The 15,150-nt window shown below is 55.3% G+C and carries 14 protein-coding genes; 8 read left to right on the top strand and 6 right to left on the bottom strand.

All coding sequences use genetic code 11. The features are described 5' to 3' along the window. Positions 1-151 precede the first annotated feature (151 nt). The gene (csdE, locus tag AC4PCC_RS03860) at positions 152-595 is read right to left on the bottom strand and encodes a cysteine desulfurase sulfur acceptor subunit CsdE (protein ID WP_492126460.1); all 444 of its coding nucleotides are present in this window, start codon (positions 593-595) and stop codon (positions 152-154) included. Between the two features lie 3 nt (positions 596-598). Beyond that, the gene (gene csdA / locus AC4PCC_RS03865) at positions 599-1,804 is read right to left on the bottom strand and encodes a cysteine desulfurase CsdA (RefSeq protein ID WP_492126461.1); all 1,206 of its coding nucleotides are present in this window, start codon (positions 1,802-1,804) and stop codon (positions 599-601) included. Positions 1,805-2,019: 215 nt separating this feature from the next. On the opposite strand from csdA, the gene AC4PCC_RS03870 reads away from it, so the two are divergent. The 4 genes from AC4PCC_RS03870 (at position 2,020) to rlmM (ending at position 5,054) form a co-directional block, all read left to right on the top strand. Then, positions 2,020-2,244 carry a YgdI/YgdR family lipoprotein gene (locus tag AC4PCC_RS03870; protein ID WP_067707502.1) on the top strand — a complete coding sequence of 75 codons (225 nt, stop codon included), beginning with the start codon at positions 2,020-2,022 and terminating at the stop codon, positions 2,242-2,244. Between the two features lie 345 nt (positions 2,245-2,589). Further along, positions 2,590-3,507 carry a transcriptional regulator GcvA gene (locus AC4PCC_RS03875; RefSeq protein WP_492126462.1) on the top strand — a complete coding sequence of 306 codons (918 nt, stop codon included), beginning with the start codon at positions 2,590-2,592 and terminating at the stop codon, positions 3,505-3,507. 58 nt (positions 3,508-3,565) lie between these two features. Next, positions 3,566-3,961, top strand: a complete 396-nt coding sequence (locus AC4PCC_RS03880) for a DUF423 domain-containing protein (RefSeq protein ID WP_492126463.1) — start codon at positions 3,566-3,568, stop codon at positions 3,959-3,961. Next, positions 3,954-5,054 carry a 23S rRNA (cytidine(2498)-2'-O)-methyltransferase RlmM gene (rlmM, locus tag AC4PCC_RS03885; protein ID WP_067707515.1) on the top strand — a complete coding sequence of 367 codons (1,101 nt, stop codon included), beginning with the start codon at positions 3,954-3,956 and terminating at the stop codon, positions 5,052-5,054. Before AC4PCC_RS03880 ends, rlmM begins: the two co-directional genes overlap by 8 nt. A 2,014-nt stretch (positions 5,055-7,068) precedes the next feature. On the opposite strand, the gene xni is transcribed toward rlmM, so the two are convergent. The 3 genes from xni to queF form a co-directional block, all read right to left on the bottom strand. Further along, positions 7,069-7,824, bottom strand: a complete 756-nt coding sequence (gene xni / locus AC4PCC_RS03890; RefSeq protein ID WP_492126464.1) for a flap endonuclease Xni — start codon at positions 7,822-7,824, stop codon at positions 7,069-7,071. Between the two features lie 45 nt (positions 7,825-7,869). Then, a complete protein-coding gene (gene ppnN, locus AC4PCC_RS03895) occupies positions 7,870-9,234 on the bottom strand; it encodes a nucleotide 5'-monophosphate nucleosidase PpnN (RefSeq protein WP_492126465.1) in 1,365 nt (454 codons plus the stop codon). 203 nt (positions 9,235-9,437) lie between these two features. Then, the gene (gene queF, locus AC4PCC_RS03900; RefSeq protein WP_492126466.1) at positions 9,438-10,283 is read right to left on the bottom strand and encodes an NADPH-dependent 7-cyano-7-deazaguanine reductase QueF; all 846 of its coding nucleotides are present in this window, start codon (positions 10,281-10,283) and stop codon (positions 9,438-9,440) included. Positions 10,284-10,430: 147 nt separating this feature from the next. Here queF and syd point away from each other — a divergent pair, with 147 nt between their 5' ends. The 4 genes from syd (at position 10,431) to AC4PCC_RS03920 (ending at position 13,144) form a co-directional block, all read left to right on the top strand. Then, positions 10,431-10,982, top strand: coding sequence for a SecY-interacting protein (gene syd / locus AC4PCC_RS03905; protein ID WP_492126467.1), 552 nt, complete (start codon positions 10,431-10,433; stop codon positions 10,980-10,982). A gap of 581 nt (positions 10,983-11,563) precedes the next feature. Next, entirely contained in the window at positions 11,564-11,890 is a 327-nt protein-coding gene (locus tag AC4PCC_RS03910) for a YqcC family protein (protein ID WP_492126468.1), read from the top strand. Then, on the top strand, positions 11,890-12,663 hold the full coding sequence (gene truC / locus AC4PCC_RS03915; protein ID WP_492126469.1) for a tRNA pseudouridine(65) synthase TruC: 774 nt from the start codon (positions 11,890-11,892) through the stop codon (positions 12,661-12,663). Before AC4PCC_RS03910 ends, truC begins: the two co-directional genes overlap by 1 nt. A 28-nt stretch (positions 12,664-12,691) precedes the next feature. Next, on the top strand, positions 12,692-13,144 hold the full coding sequence (locus AC4PCC_RS03920) for a flavodoxin (RefSeq protein WP_067707542.1): 453 nt from the start codon (positions 12,692-12,694) through the stop codon (positions 13,142-13,144). Between the two features lie 106 nt (positions 13,145-13,250). On the opposite strand, the gene garD is transcribed toward AC4PCC_RS03920, so the two are convergent. Beyond that, entirely contained in the window at positions 13,251-14,810 is a 1,560-nt protein-coding gene (garD, locus tag AC4PCC_RS03925; protein ID WP_492126470.1) for a galactarate dehydratase, read from the bottom strand. Positions 14,811-15,150: the final 340 nt, after the last annotated feature.

A 15,150-nucleotide genomic window follows, 5' to 3' on the forward strand; every position in this document is an offset into this window, starting at 1 on the left:
AGCTTATAGGATGAACGATCTGCCGCATTAGCCTGTTCCGTCAGGCTAATGTTAATGAACGCGCTGGCGGGTAAGTCAGCCTTTCCCTGCTTATATAAGTTACTGTATCGCCGCGTTACCCTTGCGACAAAGGCTCGTGGGTGCCGCGCTGCTAATGCTGTTCGGCGGCTTTTAATACCGCCCCGGCCAGCGCGTCCAGCCCGGCACTACGCGACGCACTCAGCTGATTGCGCAGCCCCAGTGCGTCAAACAGCGTCAGCGGATCCTTTTCCAGTAGCGACTGAGGCTGCTGGCCCTCCACGGCGGTCAGTAGCACTGCGAGCAGCCCCCGAACAATGCGTCCTTCGCTGTCGCCATAAAAATGCAGACGGCCATCAGGCAAAGGCTGGCACCCCAGCCAGACGCGGTTTTCACAGCCGCTCAGCTCAATTTCCGCCACCCTGAGTGATTCTGGCAGCGCAGGCAGCTGTTTGCCGAGCAGAATCAGCTGGCGGTAACGATCCTCCCACTGATTCAGTGCAGAAAAAGTCTGCTCCAGGCCAGCGGCGGTGATCTGTTCGCCGAAGGGATGCGGTGCGAGTATAGAAATTGTCATAGTTTAATCTGCCAGAAGTTCCAGAGCGGTGGTGAGGCCAGTGACCAGCCTGTCGACGTCATCTGGCGTATTATAGGGGGCGAACGATGCCCGAAGCGTACCGCTCACGCCCAATGCGCGCAGCAGCGGTTGGGCACAGTGCTGGCCCGCGCGCACGGCGATACCCATCTCTGCCAGCAGCGTGACGACGTCGCTATGATGGATACCCTTGATATCGAACGCGAGCAGGCTTGACCGGCTGGCGCGAAAGCTGCGAAAGCCGGGCAGGGCGGAAAGTCGCTCTTCGGCCCTGTCGGCCAGTCCACAGCTCCAGCGCTCTGCGGCGGCGAGATCAACCTCCTCCAGCCAGGTGAGCGCCGCGCTCAGCCCGATCACGCCCGCCACGTTTGGCGTACCTGCCTCAAAGCGCCACGGAACGGGCTGTGGCGTAAAGCCGTCAAAGTCTACCGTACTGAGCATCTTCCCGCCGCCCTGCCAGGGCTGCATCTCTTCCAGCAGCGACGTTTTACCGTAGAGAACCCCCGTGCCCATGGGGCCATAGAGCTTATGGGCGGAAAATGCATAGAAATCAATATTAAGTGCGGCGACGTCCGCTGGCGCATGTACCACCCCCTGCGCGCCGTCAATCATCACTCTTGCCCCCGCCCGATGTGCAATCGCAATCGCCTGAGCCAAATCGGGACAGCCTCCGGTCACGTTGGACATCTGTCCCAGCGCCAGCACTTTGCACCTGGGCGTTATCAGTGCAGGAAGGCGGGCGACATCTGGCAGGTAATCCACCCCCAGCGGCCATCTCACCACCTTTGCCCCGGTCTGCGAGGCCAGCATCAGCCAGGGAACGAGGTTCGCGTGGTGTTCCGCCTCACTGACAAGGATCTCATCGCCTGGCCGCAGTCTGGGACGAAAATAGCCCTGCGCCACCAGATTAATGGACTCGGTCGTGCCCTTTGTCCAGACAATATCCGTCGCCTGCGGGGCGTTAAGCAGGCGGGCAACCTGACTTCTGGCATTTTCGTAGCGCCCGGTCAGTTCACGCGCCGCAGCATACTGGCTGCGATGCACCGTACCAGCGCTCAGACTGTAAAACTGCCGCGTCGCCTCAATCACCGCCTGAGGCTTAAGTGCGGTCGCCGCGCTGTCCAGATAGGTGCCTGCATCGCTGAGTGCCGGAAACTGCTGGCGAAACCGGGCAGGGATAAATGACGTCATATTCTCCTCGGCGTTGATGACGGAATGACCAGGACCAGACTGAATTTAATGCGTTTTTCTGGCAATGTCGGAAAAGCGCGTTATGCTGATTCATGCAAGGTTTAAACTATTATCCGCAATAAGAGCCTTTCGGGCAGGCAATTTATCTTTTTTTTGCTCACCGGACGTGTTCTTCGGGTGGTTTATCGCATTTCTATCTGCAAGGAGATATAAAGATGAAAAAATTCGCTGCTATTATGGCCGCCTGCGCCATGACTTTTGCACTGGCTGCCTGTTCCAGTAACTATGTAATGCACACCAACGATGGCCGTACTATCGTCGCCTCTGGCAAACCTGTTGTCGACACGGATACCGGTATGATCAGCTACAAAGATGCCAATGGCAACAAGCAGCAGATTAACCGCTCAGATGTGAAAGAGATGGTTGAAATGGGGCAGTAAGCTTCAGTCAAAAAAAAGCACCGCAATTTGCGGTGCTACTAATCACTATGGACAGACAGGGTAAATCTACAGGAATAATAAGGTAGCCAGGCTACCAGATCTGAAAAGAGTCAGATCAAATGCAAACACAACATCACGACCACAAGCCAAAAGCCCCTCAAAACTCTGCGTAAACGCCTAAATTTCAATGTGCTTTTCGTTCCGGCTCAGGAAGTGCGGCAACTATAGGTATTTGCTGGTGCATCCTCAACGGACAAATTATAATGGCTCGGATAAAAAAAACTAATACGTAAATCTCCGTCAGGAGCGCTGCGTAATCCTTACGCAATCATCAATCCGGTAACCATGTCGAAACGTCTTCCCCCATTAAATGCGCTGCGTGTTTTTGATGCCGCCGCTCGTCATCTCAGCTTCACCAAAGCGGCTGAAGAGCTGTTCGTCACCCAGGCTGCCGTCAGCCACCAAATCAAGTCGCTGGAGGATTTCCTTGGCCTTAAGCTGTTCCGTCGCCGCAATCGATCGCTGCTGCTGACGGAAGAAGGGCAGAGCTACTATCTCGATATCAAAGAGATATTCAGCGCCATTAATGACGCCACCCGCAAGCTCCAGGCCCGAAGCGCGAAAGGGGCGCTCACCGTTAGCCTGCTGCCGAGCTTTGCTATTCAGTGGCTGGTGCCGCGCCTCTCCAGCTTTAACTCAGCTTATCCGGGAATTGATGTGCGTATCCAGGCGGTTGACCGTGAGGAAGAGAAGCTGGCCGACGATGTTGACGTGGCGATTTTTTACGGTCGAGGCAACTGGCCGGGGCTGCGTGTAGAAAAGCTGTATGCGGAATATCTGCTGCCGGTCTGTGCCCCCCAGCTCCTCACCGGTGAACATCCGCTAAAAACGCCCGAGGACCTTGCGTACCATACGCTGCTGCACGATGCCTCCCGTCGGGACTGGCAGGCCTATACCCGCCAGCTGGGGGTGGCGCATATCAACGTACAGCAGGGCCCTATATTCAGCCACAGCGCCATGGTGCTCCAGGCGGCAATTCATGGGCAGGGGGTTGCGCTGGCCAATAACGTGATGGCGCAGACAGAAATGGAAGCGGGCCGACTGGTCTGTCCATTTAACGACGTTTTAGTCAGTAAAAATGCTTTTTATCTGGTTTGCCATGACAGCCAGGCAGAACTGGGTAAAATAGCCGCCTTTCGTCAGTGGATCCTGGCAAAAGCGGCCAGCGAGCAGGAAAACTTCCGCTTCCGCTACGAGAATTGATAGCTGATTTCGCATCGCGTGGCTAAGGCGGCGCGATCACCAACCGAGGATTGACCGAATGTCGAGTCGTGCCATGCTGATTTTTACAGCCATCAGCGGATTCATTTACGTGATGCTGGGTGCTTTTGGCGCACATGTATTGAGCAAGTCGCTGGGAGCAGCGGAAATGGCCTGGCTGAAAACCGGGCTGGAATATCAGGGGTTCCACACCCTTGCCATTCTGGGAATGGCGGCAGCGATGCAGCGCCGTGCCAATATCTGGTTTTACTGGAGCAGCGCATTCCTTGCGTTGGGTACGGTGCTATTCAGCGGGAGTCTTTACTGCCTGGCGCTCTCGCATCTTCGTCTGTGGGTCTATGTTACGCCAGTCGGGGGCACCTGCTTCCTGGCTGGATGGATATTAATGTTAGTTGGCGCACTGCGTCTTAAAGTAAGGGCAGAACGCCATGAATAAAATTTTACTCTATTGCCGTCAGGGCTTTGAGAAAGAGTGTGCAGCGGAAATCAGTGCTAAAGCGGCTGAACATGAGGTGTTCGGCTTTGCGCGAGTGAAGGAAGACTCAGGCTATGTATTGTATGAGTGCTACCAGGCTGAAGATGCCGAAAAGCTCATCAAAACCCTGCCTTTCAGCCAGCTCATTTTTTGCCGTCAGATGGTGGTGGTAGGCGAATTGCTTCGCGATCTGCCGCCGGAAGATCGTGTCTCTCCGGTAACCGGAATGTTAACCGGTGTGGTAGAAAAAGCGGGAGAGCTGCGGGTCGAGGTGCCGGACACCAATGAGAGTAAAGAGCTGCTAAAGTTCTGTCGTAAATTCACCGTTCCGCTGCGTGCCAGCCTGCGTGCTGCCGGCGTGCTGTTAAATTATGAGAGTGCTAAACGGCCCGTGGTACACGTGTTTTTCATCGCGCCGGGCTGCTGTTATGTGGGCTACTCCCTGCCGGAGAACAATTCCACATTTTTTATGGGCATCCCGCGCCTGAAGTTTCCCTCCGATGCGCCAAGCCGCTCTACGCTGAAGCTGGAAGAGGCTTTTCACGTTTTCATCCCTGCCGATGAGTGGGAGGAGCGTCTGGGCAGCGGTCTTTACGCCGTCGATTTGGGTGCCTGTCCAGGAGGATGGACCTACCAGCTGGTGAAACGCAGCATGATGGTGCATGCGGTGGATAATGGTCCTATGGCGCCTTCGCTGATGGATACCGGGCAGGTTTTTCACCACCGTGAAGATGGTTTCAGATACCGTCCTACGCGTACCAATATTTACTGGCTGGTATGCGATATGGTGGAAAAACCGGTTCGCGTGGCTAACCTGATGGCCGACTGGCTGGTGAACGGTTGGTGTCGGGAGGCTATTTTTAATCTTAAGCTGCCGATGAAGAAGCGTTATGAAGAGGTTTCGCAGAATCTGGCGATGATTGATGAAAAGCTGAAGGCAGGCGGTATTAATGCGCAAATACAGGCACGTCAGCTTTATCACGATCGCGAAGAGGTGACGGTACATATTCGCCGCATCTGGAGCGCTACGCCGGGCCGCCGCGACGAAAGATAGTTCCTGAGGACCCGCCGCCGCCGTTCAGGCATCTACTTCCGTCGCCGGGAGGCGGGTGCAAAGCCCTGCGGCGCAGCCTTGTCGCTGCAGGGAGGGGGTGCAAAGCCCTGCGGTGCAGCTTTGTTGCTGCAGGGAGATGGTGCAAAGCCCTGCGGGGACCGTTGTCACGCGGACCCGCCGCAAGCACGTCCGTGTGGGCTCGACTCGCGCATCCCTGCGCTCGACGGTCCGCTTAGCCAACGGTCCCCGCCTGGCCTCAGGCTACGTTGTCGCTGTTAAAAGCGTTCTTACGCTCAGGCTCGGTTTACAGAACTACCGATATATCATTCCGTTAAGATTAGATGCGGCTCTTGCGCCCGTTGTCCGCCGTATCAAGATGCAGATTTTGGTTGTAAGGCCAGCGATAAAACAGGTTCTGAGATCGCTCAGTGTCAGACTACTCACCGGCCACTCCGCAGTCAGAAGGCGGTGTTGCGGAGCAGATAAGCCGGGTCTCTGCCGCAGGGATGCGGCAGTGAAGCCCCCAGGGAGGGGTTTACGGCGTCCCGGCGTTCTGACCCGCAACATAGCCGTGTCACCGGAGCAGGTTTTGACATTCCTGCTAACAATATAGCCGCGTCATCGGAGCAGGTTTTGACCTTACGGATGACAGTATGTGGGGAACTGGCACCTGTGATGTTTACTGTTGTTGCGGGTACCTGGTGCAAAGCCCTGCGGGGACCGTTGTCACGCGGACCCGCCGCAAGCACGTCCGTGTGGGCTCGACTCGCGCATCCCTGCGCTCGACGGTCCGCTCAGCCAACGGTCCCCGCCTGGCCTCAGGCCGCTTTGTCGTTGCTAAAAACCTCTTCAGGCCCTGCCGCGGGTTACAAAACCTTCGACAGATAATATCTTCCCTGTCGGAAGTGGTTCTGACCTTCAGGTCCGTGGTAACAAAGGCATACCACTTAAGCAGCTTCTGAGATGATCCGGTGTCAGGATACTTCCAGCCCATTCCGCAGCCAGAAGGCGGTGTTGCGGAGCAAATAAGCCGGGTCTCTGCCGCAGGGATGCGGCAGTGAAGCCCCCAGGGAGGGGTTTACGGCGTCCCGGCGTTCTAACCCGCAACATAGCCCTGTCACCGGAGCAGGTTTTGACCTAGCTGGCATCTGTAACGTTTGCTGTCCTTGCGGTAAATGGGTGCAAAGCCCTGCGGGGACCGTTGTCACGCGGACCCGCCGCAAGCACATCCGTGTGGGCTCGACTCGCGCATCCCTGCGCTCGACGGTCCGCTCAGCCAACGGTCCCCGCCTGGCCTCAGGCTAAGTTGTCGCTGTTAAAGAACGTTTCCGTGCTGGAATCCAGACATCGTAATTATTGGCAGATAATTCAGTTCCGATAGGAAGGAGGGCAGTCTGATTGTCCGAAACACCCTGATGCGGGGTCTGACCTTTAGGACCGTGATAAAACCAACGCGGCTGAAGCAGGTTCTGAGATCGCTCAGTGCCAGAACACTGGCAGGCCACTCCTCAGCCAGAAGGCGGTGTTGCGGAGCAGATAAGCCGGGTCTCTGCCGCAGGGATGCGGCAGTGAAGCCCCCAGGGAGGGGTTTACGGCGCCCCGGCGTTCTGACCCGCAACATAGCCCTGACACCGGAGCAGGTTTTGACCTTAGCCGCTGCCAGACCACTTACAGACCACGCCGCAGCCAGAAGGCGGTGTTGCGGAGCAGATTAGCCGGGTCTCTGCCGCAGGGATGCGGCAGTGAAGCCTCCAGGGAAGGATTTACGGCGTCCCGGCGTTCTGACCCGCAACATAGCCCTGTCACCGGAGCGGGTTTTGACATTCCTGCTAACAACGTAGTCCTGCCACCGGAGCGGGTGTTGACATTCCTGCTAACAACGTAGCCCTGTCACCGGAGCAGGTTTTGACTTTAAGGCCCCAACATAGCCTTGTCACTGGAGCAGGTTTTGACCTTAAATCCCGCAACACAGCCGATCCATCGGAGTGAAGTTGACCTTAGTGGGTTATAACCTTCAGGCCGGTAACCTCAGCTCCTTCAGGTTTCCCTCAAGCACCAAATCAGTCTTCAACGTCGCGACCTCGCGGCAGATATGGGCTAGCTCCTGATGCTGCTCAAGCTTCCTTCGCCACTTCTCCGGGACGGCCTCCAGATTCTGGTAAATCGCATCCAGCGAGCCGAACGTCTGTAAAAGCTGGGTTGCACTCTTTGCACCAATCCCTGCCACGCCGGGGATTTTGCTGCTGGCAATGCCTGCCAGGCCCCAATAATCAGTGAGCTGGGCCGGTGCCACGCCGAAGCTGGCTTCAATAAAAGGCATATCCAGCCAGCGCTTCTGAAAATAGTCACGAATAAGAATCTGCGGTGCAAGGAGCTGACAGTAACCTTTATCAGTCGAAACAATAGTTGCCTGATGACCACTTTCTGCCACTCTCGCTGCCAGCGTAGCAGCCAGATCGTCAGCCTCTTCGCCTACAGCCTGCCAACAGGCAACGCCGGCCTGCTGAAAAGCCTCGCGCAGTAAAGGCATCTCCTGCTGCAAGGCATCAGGCATTGGAGGGCGACCCGCCTTATAATCCGGTAGCAGCTGGAAGCGCCAGCCTTCATGACGCTCATCATCGTCAAAAACCGCGACGGCATGAGTAGGCCGGCTGTGCACGATAAGCTGCTGTAACGCATGAACGCAGGCTTCCTGACAGGGAGAGCCCTGAACAGCATGGATGCGGCGTATAAGGTTCAGGGCATCAACAATCAACAAATGAATAGTCATAATTTCGCACGTAGGGGAGCAGCACGTTCGCCGCTCCGGTTGCGGTTATTTGATGATTTCATAGCAGGGGATATAAGCGGTGCCTGGCAGCTTCATACGGTGCTGAGCAACAAATCCCTGTAGTAAATCGTCCATGCGGCGCATCAATTCCGGATCGCCATGTAGCTTGTAAGGCCCGTTCTGTTTAATCGCCTTAATGCCCATATCCTTCACGTTGCCCGCAACGATACCGGAAAATGCCCGCCTCAGTGCGGCGGCAAGCTGTTCGGCTGGCTGATTAGGATAGAGATTAAGGTTAGCCATATTTTCATGGGTGGGCATAAAGGGCACCTGCAGATCCGGCTCAATTCGAATAGCCCAGTTGAAGCTATACGCGTCTCCGGTTTCCCGACGATGCTCCTTCACTTTTGGCATCGCCTGTTTCATCAGCCGTGCTACCTCTGGCGCATCATCAATGATGATGGTGTAGTGCTTACGCGCCGCATGACCCAGCGTGCTGACGATAAACTCATCCATTACGCGGAAATAGTCGGCGCTCTCCTTCGGACCCGTCAGGATCAGCGGCAGCACCTGGTCATGGTTGTGGGGATTCATCAGAATACCCAGCAGATACAGCAGCTCTTCCGCCGTCCCCACGCCGCCCGGGAAAATAACAATGCCGTGCGCAATACGGACAAACGCTTCCAGACGCTTCTCGATATCCGGCATGATAATCAGCTCATTGACCAGCGGGTTCGGTGGCTCAGCGGCGATGATTGAAGGCTCAGTCAGACCAATAAAGCGACCCTCTTTATAACGCTGCTGTGCGTGACCTACGGCCGCTCCCTTCATTGGGGCTTCCATAACGCCGGGCCCGCAGCCGGTACAGATATTCAGCTCGCGCAGCCCCAGCTGGGCACCCACGGTGCGACAGTACTGATACTCTACGGCATTAATCGAGTGTCCGCCCCAGCAGACCACGGTATTGGGTTCTTCACCAATATGCAGCGCCCGGGCATTGCGTAAAATAGAGAACACCATGTTGGTGATATGAACGGGATCTTCGTTTTGCTGGTGCTGGAAGCGTCCTGCCTTGTCGATTTGCCCGTTGACAAACAGGATATCGCGCAGCACGGCAAAAAGGTTGGCCTGCAGTGAGCGAATGATCCGCCCGTCGACAAAGGCTTCTTCCGGTGGATTGATCAGCTCAAGCTTCACGCCGCGTTCGCGGCGAAGCACGTTGATATCGAAGCTTTCGAAGCGGGCAAGCAGCTCATGGCTGCTATCGGTCTGACTACCGGAGTTAAGCACGGCAAGCGAACAGTTGCGGAACAGCTGGTAAAGGTCACTGCTGGCCGTCTGCTTCAGCATGTCAACTTCCAGCTGAGACAGTAGGTCCATAGAACCCAGTGGACTAATATGTGTGATCAAATTAACTCCTTTGCACCCCTCCGGGTGGCGTCACTCTCCAGACAACATTCTTACACCCCTGCGCACTGGGTGAAACATCGGAAAGTTGAGATATCCTGGGCGGGGACAATGTGAACGCCCAGGTTCAGATTAGCCTTGTCTGTCGGGAATTAACAATAGGGTAAAATAGACAACTGCGGCGTGCTGCGCAAAAACATCACCGGCTACTGCCGTACCAGACGCGAACGGCCAGGTTTATAAACCCCATTGCTGCGCCATGGATTGATGTCCAGGCCGCCGCGGCGAGTATAGCGCGCATAAACGCTCAGGCTTTCAGGCTGGCAGAAGCGGTGGATATCATTGAAAATACGTTCAACACACTGCTCGTGAAATTCATTATGCTGACGAAAAGAGACCAGGTAACGCAGCAGCGCTTCGCGCTGAATACGTGGGCCACGGTAGCTAATCTGCACCGAACCCCAGTCGGGCTGATTAGTGATCAGACAGTTAGACTTCAGCAGATGGCTGACCAGCTGCTCTTCCACAATTTCCGGCTGTGTGGAATTAAGCAGGTAATCCGTGCTAAACGCATAATTATCGATCTCGATATCCTGCTCATCAATGCAATACCCGCTAAAGCTACCAATCGGCTGGCCTTCGACCTCATGCAGGCGGAATAGCGCGGCGCTGACCTCTCCTCCGGCACAGGCACTGAGATCGCGCTCAAGCGTAGCGCGAACCTCGCCCCAGTCGGCAAAACGGGTCTGATTAAAACTGTTGAGGTAAAGCTTAAAGCTCTTGGATTCAATAAGATGAGTGCTATTGGCATTTAATACCACTTCACCCAGTGCGACCTGCGGTAAACCACGGGCGTTAAGCCATGACAGTTCATAAAGCGTCCAGATATCCGCACCGTGAAAGGGCAGATTATCCGGATAGAGTGCCAGCGGCTCACGGTTCAGGCTGCGAGGCACACCCTGGAGCAAACCAGGATCGTATTTATCGTGGTATTCTGTGGGCTTCCCCAGAGTCAGGCTATTTAGCGTCTGGTGCGGATCCTGTAAAGACATAGATTTCCTTTATGACCTGCCTGAGCAGGGAGTGTGAAATTAATATGTTCGTTGCGGCCAGGACCGGAAACCATGGGATGACTGGCAGCCGAATCCCGGTTTGGCGTTAGCCTTATTGTAACTCAGGCAGCAGAGAGTGAAAAAAGAATGATTGAAGAAACGGCCCGGGCACTGACCCACTTCACCCAGCGCTATTGCGAACTCTGGCAGCAGGAGTACGACCATTTACCCGCCAGCAGTGAGCTGTACGGTATTCCTTCCCCCTGTATACAGAGCAGCGCCGGGGATGTGGTCTACTGGTTACCGCAGCCTTTCACTCTGGCCGCCAATCTTGAAGCCGTCGAGCGTGCGCTGGATTTACGCATTCAGCCCTCGGTTGTCGGCTGGTATACTTCACAGTTTGCGGGCGACATGCACGCCGTGCTGGCAGGACAATCTGTTACGCTACTGCAAACCTGGAGCGAGGAGGATTTCGTCCGGGTTCAGGAGAATTTAATCGGACACCTGGTGATGAAGAGACGGCTGAAACACTCTCCCACGCTGTTTATCGCGACGCTGGAATCGGAGCTTGAGGTTATCTCCGTATGTAACTTAAGCGGTGAGGTTATCCTTGAAAAGCTGGGTACATCTCAACGAACGGTGCTGGCGTCCGACCTTACTGATTTCATTGAGCGCCTCACCCCGCAGGGTAAAGTGTAAGAAAATTGCCGAGTGAGTTTGTAGGAGATCTCTTACGCAGTCTGTAAGAGATCGCTTTAAAATCCTCAGACTAATATTAAGTCATAAATCCTAATTCTTTTATATTCAGCAAGTTGTTTTAAGTTTTGGCCAGGCTGAGGTTAACAGGGGTTATATGGAACCGTAAGGTCTATTGTTTACTGACTAAATTAGGTCAAAATGTGTCGCATCGGAAAGGATGCTGTGACTTACGGATTGAGTCAGGACACATCGGGAAGATGATTCATGGAAAGGCCTCAGGATGAGGCAAGGACATCTCAGGATGAGATTAATGGACACCTCCAGGATGGAGAATGAGAGCAGCCAGTATGGGTTGCGCGCCAGGATGCCAGGGACTTCACCAGTGATGGTGAAATTGTAAGGAATACGCAGGACATAGTTATCAGGGACGAGCAGGGAGCATTTACGTAGCGGGATAGCTGCAAACGAACCGGGAGCACTGTTTTTACAGTGCTCCCTTTTTTTATGCATACTTTTCACTGACCCCGTAAGTGAATGTTATGCTTGCGGCTCTGACATTGACTGAATAAAGGAGACCGCGAATGAGCCGGGAACAGCAGGTTCAGGAATGCCTGATAGCGATAACACAGGTCTTACAGGATGCAGGACTCTGGCAATCCTGCGCCCCAACGACGACCGCTTTTGAGAGCCAGGAACCTTTCTGCGTGGATACCATGACGCCGGAGCAGTGGCTGCAGTGGGTATTTTTACCCCGAATGCAGGCGCTTCTTGATTCACAAAGCCCACTGCCGGAGAAGCTGGCCATTGCACCTTATTATGAGGTTGCGCTGGAGGGGGCCGTTCCGGCGCGTGCGAAACTGCTGCATGCGCTGAACGAGCTGGACAGTCACTTTGAGCATAACGCCTGATGCTGGACATCATTTATCAGGATGAATGGCTGGTCGCGGTAAACAAACCGGCGGGCTGGCTGGTACACCGTAGCTGGCTGGACCGCCATGAAAAAGTGTTTGTCATGCAGACGGTCCGCGATCAGATTGGTCAGCACGTTTTTACCGTGCATCGCCTCGACCGTCCCACCTCTGGCGTTCTGCTGATGGGATTGTCCAGCGAGGTGGGACGCCAGCTCTCACAGCAGTTTGAACAGCATCAGCTGCAAAAAACCTACCATGCGGTGGTCAGAGGGTGGCTGGAAGGGGAAGAGACCCTGGATTATGCCCTGACCGAGGAGCTGGATAAGATAGCCGACAAATTCAGCCAGCCCGAAAAGGCCCCACAGCCTGCCACAACGCTCTGGCGTTCCGTGGCAACGGCTGAGTTACCGGTTGCGGTTAGCCGCTATGACACCTCCCGCTATACGCTGATGGAGCTGAAGCCGAAAACCGGCCGCAAGCATCAGCTCAGGCGTCATATGACCCATCTTCGGCATCCGATTATTGGCGACAGCGCGCACGGTGATTTGCGACAGAACCGCAGCGCGGCGGCACATTTCGGTATGCAGCGGCTGATGCTGCACGCCAGTGAGCTCAGCCTGACGCACCCGGTAACCGGCGAGCCGCTGGTGCTGCGCGCCGGATTAGACGCTATCTGGCAGCGGATGATGGCGCAGTTCGGCTGGCAGGCCTGTCTCCCTGATATTCCCAGGGTTGAGTTTAACGCCGACACCCCTCAGGATAGTGAGTGATAACAGGTGCCGGTAAAGGAGAAATAAGATGGCTCAGGTTGGCATATTTGTAGGCACGATGTACGGGAACGCACTGCTGGTTGCAGAGGAAGCAGAACCTGTGCTGGTGGATCAGGGGCATCAGGTGAAGATTTTTGAAGATCCTGACCTGAATGACTGGCAGCGCTTTGCCGGAACGGGCGTGGCGCTGATTATTACCTCAACAACGGGGCAGGGCGAGCTGCCGGACAGCATTGCGCCTCTTTTTCGTGATATTAAAGATAAACTCGGCCACCAGCCCGGCCTGCGCTACGGCGTGATCGTGCTGGGTGATAGCAGCTACGAGGTTTTTTGCGGCGGCGGTAAGCACTTTGATGCGCTGTTGCAGGAGCAGGGAGCCACCCGCATCGGCGACGTGCTGTTGGTTGATGCTGCCGAAACCCCGGAGCCGGAAGAGGTGACAACGCCGTGGGTTGAGCAGTGGGCGAAGCAGATTAGTTAGACTGGATTCGCTCCCGGGATAGGTTAATGAGTTAGCCCGGGTTGGTCCATGGGCTTACCCGAGCCCGACGCGCCCCTGTTTTACTGCTGACAGGGGCGGCAGGTTATCAGGTTACCGGCGCTGGATTAAACACCGCCAGCGCGTTATGGATCCCCCAGCGATCGGACCAGCTCTGCTTGCGTCCGCTGGCAATTTCAATAATCAGTTCAAACAGCCGCCAGCCAACCTGTTCAATACTCTCCTCCCCGGTCGCGATAGTTCCCGCGTTGATATCCATCAAATCGTACCAGCGTTCTGCCAGCGCGCTTCGGGTCGCCATTTTGATAACCGGAATCGCTGCCAGGCCGTAAGGCGTGCCGCGACCGGTGGTGAAGACCTGTAAAGTAATGCCTGACGCCATCTGCTGCGTACCGCAGATAAAATCACTTGCCGGGGTAGCAGCATAAATCAGTCCGCGACGGGTTGGGCGCTGACCGGGCGAAAGCACTTCAACAATGGCGCTGCTCCCGGACTTGGCAATCGATCCCAATGCCTTCTCCACCACGTTTGCCAGCCCGCCCTTTTTGTTGCCGGGTGAGGGATTGGCGCTGCGATCGGTTTGCCCGCTGTTCAGGTAATCATCATACCAGGCCATCTCCTCAAGCAGCCGCTGGCCCGTCTGCTCATCAATGACGCGTGGGGTCAGTAAATGCACCGCATCACGGACTTCAGTGACCTCGGAAAACATCACCGTCGCACCGCAGCGTACCAGTAAATCAGAGGCAAACCCCACGGCAGGGTTTGCCGTCACGCCGGAAAAAGCATCGCTGCCGCCGCACTGCATGCCGACCACCAGTTCCGAAGCAGGTACAGTTTCCCGGCGACGCTGATTCAGTCGCTGAAGATGACGTTTCGCGACGCGTAAAATATCCTTCACCATCGACTCAAATCCTACGTGCTGCTCATCCTGGAGGCGGACAATATCATCCTCATCCAGTGAAATCGGCTGCACATCGGGCGTGCCCTGTAGCAGCCTTTCGGGCTGGAGTTTTTCACACCCCAGCCCGACGACCATGACCTCACCGCCGAAATTGGGGTTAAGGGCAAGGTTATGCAACGTGCGAATGGGAATAATTGCCGCGGGCGCGTTGATCGCCACGCCGCAGCCGTAGAGATGATTCAGGGCCACCACGCCATCGACGTTTGGAAAGTCCGGCAGCAGCTGACGCTCAATAATGCTTACCACATAATCGACTACACCCGCCACGCAGTGGACGCTGGTGGTTATCGCCAGCAGGTTACGGGTTCCCACGCTGCCGTCACTGTTGCGATACCCTTCAAAGGTATACCCCTCAAGGGCGGGAAGGGCTGGCGGTGTCGCCGTGGCAAGGGGCAGGCTGGCCAGATTGGGCGCAGTCGGCAGCCCCACCAGCGATTCATCAATCCAGCAGCCCTGAGCAATATCACGAAGGGCATAGCCAATCACTTCGCCGTAGCGCAGGATATCAGCGCCTTTAGCAATATTATTCAGCGCGACCTTATGCCCCTGGGGGATATGCTCTTTTAAAACCAGCCCACAAGGAAACACGCTGTTTGCCGTCAGACCATTATTATTAACCACAATGGCAACGTTATCTTTTTCATGCACCTTTATATAGAGAGGTGCCTCTTTATTGATAATATTCATTGCTCGGTAAACCCTGACTGGAACGGTAATGGAAAACGCCCTTCTCGCGCGGAGCGCGGAGGAGGCGTTTATTATTTTTATCCTGAAGCTATTCTGCTAATAAACAGTATAAAAGGTCTGCCGGGCAAAAACATTGTGCAAATGACTATAAAAATAGGCCATACGAGATCAGTTTCCAGTCAAATTCACAAAGGCAATCGAGAGGGCTCACAAAGCAGCGGGCATTTCACCAGTGTGTGACGGCCTCCGCAGAACCTTAAGGAAGCGTGAGCCACCACGCAGGGGCATGTGCAACTGCCATAAAAACCGTGATTATAAAGCCCCTTTCCAGGGCTTTTTG

Source organism: Erwinia sp. L03-1 (genome assembly GCF_058686115.1).